Source organism: Candidatus Poribacteria bacterium (genome assembly GCA_021295755.1).
Lineage (GTDB): Bacteria > Poribacteria > WGA-4E > WGA-4E > PCPOR2b > PCPOR2b.
Genome location: JAGWBT010000090.1, coordinates 21,081 through 27,722, shown reverse-complemented (window position 1 = coordinate 27,722; position 6,642 = coordinate 21,081). Strand labels below are relative to the sequence as shown.

Annotated in this window: 5 protein-coding genes and 1 pseudogene; all 6 read right to left on the bottom strand. The window is 49.4% G+C overall.

Features of this window, described 5'->3' with window-relative positions:
* Positions 1–452 (bottom strand): ABC transporter substrate-binding protein (locus J4G02_13905; GenBank protein MCE2395668.1); only part of this gene is annotated, 452 nt, incomplete at its 3' end.
* Positions 453–492: 40 nt separating this feature from the next.
* Positions 493–1,875 (bottom strand): annotated as a pseudogene (proS, locus tag J4G02_13900) (proline--tRNA ligase).
* 108 nt (positions 1,876–1,983) lie between these two features.
* Complete coding sequence (locus J4G02_13895; protein MCE2395667.1) at positions 1,984–2,955, bottom strand: site-specific DNA-methyltransferase; 972 nt, start codon at positions 2,953–2,955, stop codon at positions 1,984–1,986.
* A gap of 40 nt (positions 2,956–2,995) precedes the next feature.
* Positions 2,996–4,225: a serpin family protein gene (locus tag J4G02_13890; GenBank protein MCE2395666.1), complete on the bottom strand. Its 1,230-nt coding sequence runs from the start codon at positions 4,223–4,225 to the stop codon at positions 2,996–2,998.
* Position 4,226: 1 nt separating this feature from the next.
* The gene (locus tag J4G02_13885; GenBank protein ID MCE2395665.1) at positions 4,227–5,432 is read right to left on the bottom strand and encodes a phosphoglycerate kinase; all 1,206 of its coding nucleotides are present in this window, start codon (positions 5,430–5,432) and stop codon (positions 4,227–4,229) included.
* A gap of 15 nt (positions 5,433–5,447) precedes the next feature.
* On the bottom strand, positions 5,448–6,620 hold the full coding sequence (sucC, locus tag J4G02_13880) for an ADP-forming succinate--CoA ligase subunit beta (GenBank protein MCE2395664.1): 1,173 nt from the start codon (positions 6,618–6,620) through the stop codon (positions 5,448–5,450).
* Positions 6,621–6,642: the final 22 nt, after the last annotated feature.

Below are 6,642 nucleotides of genomic sequence, written 5' to 3'. Positions count from 1 at the left end.
GACGCAAAACCGATTGCACCGAAGTAGAATCCGGTCCAGTAGTGCGCTTCATCGAATGTACCAGGAGGTGGATCAAAATTGATACGCGGGGCATAGGAGGCCAGTAATCCTTCGCGTTTAGCAACAATAAACTCTGGCGATGGTCCGCCAAACCAGAGTGCGACCTGTGGATTATTTCGCTCGCTTCTGATCCGTACCAACACCTCTCCTGCCGACAGACGTACCCATCGCACCTGAATGCCGCTCTCTTCCTCAAAAGCGCGGATATAGATCTTTGCCTCGTTGGTGTCGAGAGCCGTATAAAGATGAAGTGCCTCGCCACTACTTTCCGTGGCAGCCACTTCCGGTGTCGTTGCACTTGGCTTGTTAGCTGATGTTTCCCAACACGCTAGCAGCCACAAAGTAAAGGTAGTCCAAGCGAGGAAAACGCTGAGGGATGCTGCTCGACACATAGCAACCTTTCATACCAGAATGTACCTTAAGTGCACGATTTCAATAAGCTCGCGCAAAGATAGTAATCTCCTCTGCCGGTTTGCCGCACACAATACAAGCCCCACCCCCACCGGGCTGATCCGAAGGGATGCAGCGCGTCGTCGCTCTGGTGTCGTCTTTGACTTTATCCTCGCACGCAATATCCCCACACCACCAAGCACGGGCGAACCCTTGTGTCACCGCCTCCCGAAACGAATCGTAGTCGGACGGCTCTGATATGTTAGCGTCACGGAATTCGGTGGCACGAGCCAACAGACTATTCTGGATGTCGTTGAGCATATCGGAGACAACATCAGCTAGTCCTGCCAATGGAACAAACGATTTACCATCTCGTCCTGGTACATCGCGACGAGCAATCACTACCTGATCTTTTGCAATATCTCTGGGCCCAATCTCTATCCGTAACGGCACCCCCTTCAACTCCCATTCGTTGAACTTCCAGCCGGGAGAATATTCGTCGCGCTCATCTACCTTCAGTCGCACATCCGATCCTAACATGGCTTCAATCGTTTCGATCGCCTCCATGACCGTGCTTCGCTCGTCGTCCTTTCGGTAAATCGGCACGACCAGACCAACCCTTGGTCGTCACCATGAGCCATGATGATTGCGCCAACCATTCGTGTGCTCACACCCCAACTGGTCGTCCAACAGTATTGTTGCGTTCCATTCCCATCCTGATACTGAATATCGAAGGCTTTGGCAAAGTTCTGTCCGAGGTTGTGTGATGTGCCTGACTGCAGAGCGCGACAATCTCCCATCATAGCCTCAATGCTATAGGAAGCATCCGCGCCGGGAAACTTTTCGCTGTCGCTTTTACGACCAGGAATGACCGGGATTGCAGCATCGTTCACAGCGAAATCGGCGTACACATCCAGCATTCGCAACGTCTCTTCTTGGGCTTGTGTGTCCCTCCTGCCAGAGAAACTCCATCGTGCGGAGAAACAGACGCGTGCGTAACTCCCAACGCACAACGTTTGCCCATTGGTTAATCAGCACCGGCAGATCACGGTAGGACTGAATCCACTGGCTATACATGTATCCGATGACCGTTTCTGAGGTGGGACGCACGACTAGCGGATCTTCTAGTTTTTTGCCACCGCCGTGTGTAACAACCGCTAGCTCTGGCGCAAAACCTTCGACGTGCTGCGCTTCCTTCTCGATGAAACTCATCGGTACAAAGAGCGGAAAATAAGCGTTTTCGTGTCCCGTTTCCTTGAAGCGGCGATCCAACCCCGCCTTCACATTCTCCCAAAGTTCGTAGCCGTAGGGTCGAATAACCATACATCCACGCACTGGGGCGTAGTCCGCCAATTCCGCCTCCCGAATCACTTCGGTGTACCACTCTGAATAGTCCTCACTGCGCGGTGTGATTTTGTCTCTCATTTCCAGATTTGCTCCTCTTTAATTAGTAGAATATCATTCCTTATTTGACACAGACTGTTGGCATGGTCTCTTTAATGGTTGTCAAGTAATTCGCCAAATGCCCCTGTCTCATATCTTTGCCATGTTGACCCTTGAGGCTTCTAGTTCCCCGAAAGGATTCTGAAATTGAAAACCGGTTCTGCGCGTCTCACGAAAGTGCTCTAACCGCCTGATTGTAATTTCAGCGAAGATCGGGTCAATGTCAGATGTATAGCACACGCGCCCCAATCTTTCGCAGCCAATTAACGTCGTTCCTGAATGCGCGAAGATGTCCACAACCAAATCTTCCTCACGGCTACAGGCTCTGATAATCCGTTCAACTGCCTTCAGCGGTTTTTGGGCATAAGCACCGGGGACATTCTCTTCCATCCGATAAAAGACCTGCTGAATATCAACCCACACATTGCCGGGTCTGATATTATCGGATCGACTCCGCTCCAAGTTCTCCACTCGTTTCCCACCCACCGTTTTATAATAGCCGCGTAAAATTTTAGGTATATCGGTATAAACAACAGCGAAGTCGGGGTTGCCCTTCGTGTAGTAGAGTAACTCCTGTCTTATCGCCATCCAATTTTTCTGAGTGCCGTACCCCCTCTGGTTCCGCAGCGTAATGAAACTTCTCGCCTCTAGGTCCTCAAATTCCCGCATCATGACCATAAAATCGGGCAAAGGTTGGAAACTGTCTTTCTGATCTGCGCCCAACCATGCGTAGAAATGAGAGTTTTCATCCAATATGTCGATCGTATTTGCTACCCAGTTCCTAGAAAACTCCATATATTCAGCTAAATTTAGCTTATTCAGATTTTGGGTCGTTTTATTTCCGACACTCACATTGTAAGGTGGGTCGTTCACAGCTACCTTTGCCTTTTTGCCGCCCATTATTTTCGCTACCGCATCAGGACAGGTGGCATCTAACACTCCGACCTTGTGCCCTTGTAAGGGATCTTCCCAAACATCTCCGGGGTTGAGCCTACAATAGGGTAATAGCTCCTTCCGAATTTCGGTGTCAGAATCAAGCCTTGGCAAAGGTTCTGTAGCCATTATTTCTCCATTGTCGGTGTGGGCTTGAGTGGCTCGTAAACTACATCGGCTCTGTAACAATTCCCATGAACAATATGGCCTCTGTCTCAGCGTCATAAATGGCGAAAAAGAACGGACGGTCTACCCGGAATACTGGTGGTACAGATGTCACTCCCACAACAGCAGTGACAGCCGCCGCCTCCGTTCCCTCTTCGTTAACTTCCACGAAGGTTTTATGCGTTACTTCACTGATAAAAAGACTGGGGCCCATATTGCTAAAATCGGCACCGTCGCCAAAAGCGATTCCCATTCCTAGTGCCTCAAGTGTGTCGTTGAGTCCTACTTCGTATTCTAGTTTGAATCGGGGCAGCATCATAGTTTGCCTTCTATCCTGAAACTGTGATATCCACCCCTTCCAATTTTCCGCATTTAGATTGCCCAAAAATTTATTGAGGTTAGAATCCCGGTTGGGAAGGAAGATATACATACTCACTCGCCCATCGCCATACGGTAAGCTGGTTGCTTCAAAATTCTCGCCACGGAGGTATGGGTACTCCCCCTCTCGACGCATCATCTGTACCTGCTTCTCACTGCCATTTGTCAGATGAAAAACACCCGTTCGTGTCCTTGACTTATTGAACTCGTCCTGCCAGTTTCCCTTGAAATAGATAGCGTTAATCAAGAATAGCAGTGTTTGCGGGTTAATCCTATCAATGATTTTCTCAATCTTGCCATTCGTATTTGTCTTAACCCATTCGTTGATGGTTTCCGTCGCCTGCGGCGAGCTAAAATCGAGTGAGGCAATCTCCGCTCCAAAAAATACCCGATTTCGCTCCAAAAATTCAGGGTTAAAGTCAACACCCTGACGGGACCAGATTGAGTTTGCAATTGAGATTTCAACTTTGGGGTCAGGATTCTCAAGGCTGTTTCGTAATGCCTTATTGGAATTATTAATCGTTGAGAAATCCAACGCATCTATCTCTAGCACTTCTGCCATAGCGCGTTCTGTCTCTCCAACTGCGCCATTATAAGTCATGGTCAGCGCAATTGAGATGCTTAACGGAGAGATAAAAATATTCCCGCCGGGATCTCGTTCCCGCAGATCGTGAAGCAACTTGAACCCAAATCGTGTATTAGCCGAAGTAACGCTTGAAACGTCCGAATCCTCACTGGTTTCTAGGGCATCACCGATAATATCCCTTACAAAATCAATATCAAAACACCCCCACAGACACAACAAAGCTATGCCTATGGATCCAATAAGGATTAAGTGGTTTCGCTGTTTGCTCATTTTAGTTCTCACTCCTGTCTGTCAATGCTTCAATCCCGGGTAACCGTTTTCCTTCAAGAAATTCCAATGACGCGCCACCGCCTGTAGAGATATGTGTTATCCGATCTGCGACACCCGCTTGATGCACCGCAGCAACACAGTCCCCACCGCCAATGATGCTGACCGCTGCCGATTCAGCAACCCGCTGTGCAATTTCAAGTGTACCTTTTGCAAACTGCTCAAACTCATAGACCCCCAACGGACCATTCCAGATGACTGTTTTTGCCGTATCAACAATTTCACCAAATTTTGCAACAGTTTCGCTTCCGATATCAAAACCACTCCAACCATCAGGAATGTTCTTATTGGAGACAACTTGAAATTCGGTATTCGGATCAAACTCCCTACCGATGACATGGTCTTGTGGGAGATGGATGGTCAGATCCCGATCCGATGCTTTTCGCAACAACTCATTGGCTAAATCAAGCTTATCCATCTCCACAATTGAATCCCCAATTGATAGTCTTTTTGCTTTGAGGAATGTATATGCCATACCACCGCCGATGATGAGTTGATCGACCTTGTCAAGCAGGTTCTCAATCACGCCAATTTTATCCGAGATCTTTGCCCCACCAAGAATTGCAACAAAGGGGCGCTCCGGATCGTGAAGCACTTTGCCGAGATATTCAATTTCCTTTTCCATCAGCAAACCCGCAGCGCACTGATCGAAATAGTGTGTTACCCCTTCGGTTGAAGCGTGGGCGCGATGTGCTGCACCAAAAGCATCGTTAATATAGAGGTCAGCGAGAGATGCAAGTTTTCGCGCAAATTCCGGGACATTTTTCGCTTCTGCTTCGTAGAAGCGGACGTTTTCGAGCAGCAACACATCACCTGCACGGAGTTCGGAAACTACCCCTTCAACCTCTACCCCAATGCAATCAACGATATGCTTGACCCGTTGACCCAACAGTTTACTAAGTGCTACCGCGAGCGGTTCTGTGGAAAAATGAGGATCGAAGCCTTTGGGGCGTCCAAGATGCGTAATTAAGATAATTTTTGCACCACCCCGGATAAGTTCCAAAATCGTCGGTAGGGCTGCACGGATGCGTGTATTATCGGCGATGCGTTTCCCATCCATCGGCACATTGAAATCGACACGCACTAGAACCCGCTTGCCATTGACATCTAAGTCGCGTAGTCCGAGTTTATTTGTCATAGATCCTCCCATCAAAAACTGATGGGTTCACTGTGCCACCGCTTGCACCGCTTTCTGCGCTGCCTCCGAAAGCCCATCCGCAGCGATCAGGTTCAAACCAGAATCAGCGAGAATCTGTTTCCCCAACTCTACATTCGTCCCTTCCAAACGTACAACCAACGGAACTGTCAAGTCTACCTGCTTAACTGCCTCAATAATCCCGTTCGCAATCACGTCGCACTGCATGATACCGCCGAAGATGTTGACAAGGACCACCTGCACTTTTTCGTCTGCGAGGATGAGACGGAAAGCGTGCGTAACGGTTTCCGTCGTTGCTCCCCCACCGACATCAAGGAAATTTGCGGGTTCGCCACCGTGCAGCTGGATGAGATCCATCGTTGCCATCGCAAGTCCCGCTCCGTTGACCATGCACCCAATATTCCCGTCAAGGCTGATATAACTCAAACCCGATTCTCCCGCTTCAAGTTCACGGGCATCCTCTTCGTTAGGATCGCGCATTGCGCTAACTTCCTCGTGCTGCCAAAGTGCATTGTCATCGAAGTTGAGTTTGGCATCAAGAGCGACGATATCCTGACCGTCATCGGTCTTTGTGATAGCGAGTGGGTTAATCTCGGCGAGTGAGCAATCGGAATCGACAAAGGCGTTATACAAACCGATCATCAAATCAGCAGCCTTGTTGACCAATTCGCGCGGGATATTCAAGTCGTATGCGAGTTTCCGCGCCTGAAAAGGAGGCAAGCCGATAGCTGGATCGATGGTTTGCTGGAGAATCTTCTCGGGACGGGCCGCAGCGACTTCTTCGATGTCCACGCCGCCCTCCTCGCTGCCCATTATGACGAGTCTCGAGTCGGTGCGATCAATTACCATCCCGAGGTAAAGTTCTCTCTCAATATCACTAGCTTCAGCGACTAGTACCTTGCGGACCAGCTTCCCTTCGGGGCCCGTCTGAGGGGTAACTAGCTGCATATCGAGAATTGCTTCAGCATGTTGCCTAACCTCTTCAGCACTTTTCGCTAGTTTAACTCCGCCACCTTTGCCCCGTCCACCCGCGTGGATCTGCGCTTTGACGATATACAGTGGGCAATCCAGTTTGCGAGCAATCGCTTCAGCCTCATCAGCGGTTGATGCTACCTCACCGCGTTGAACGTTAACCCCGTGCGCTTCTAGGATCTGTTTTGCTTGATATTCGTGTACGTTCACTTATCTTCTCCGAGGTAATAGT

Coding starts and splice junctions, on each gene's coding strand:
- J4G02_13895 (MCE2395667.1), bottom strand. CDS start 2,955: ATGGCTACAGAACCTTTGCCAAGGCTTGATTCTGACACCGAAATTCGG.
- J4G02_13890 (MCE2395666.1), bottom strand. CDS start 4,225: ATGAGCAAACAGCGAAACCACTTAATCCTTATTGGATCCATAGGCATA.
- J4G02_13885 (MCE2395665.1), bottom strand. CDS start 5,432: ATGGGAGGATCTATGACAAATAAACTCGGACTACGCGACTTAGATGTC.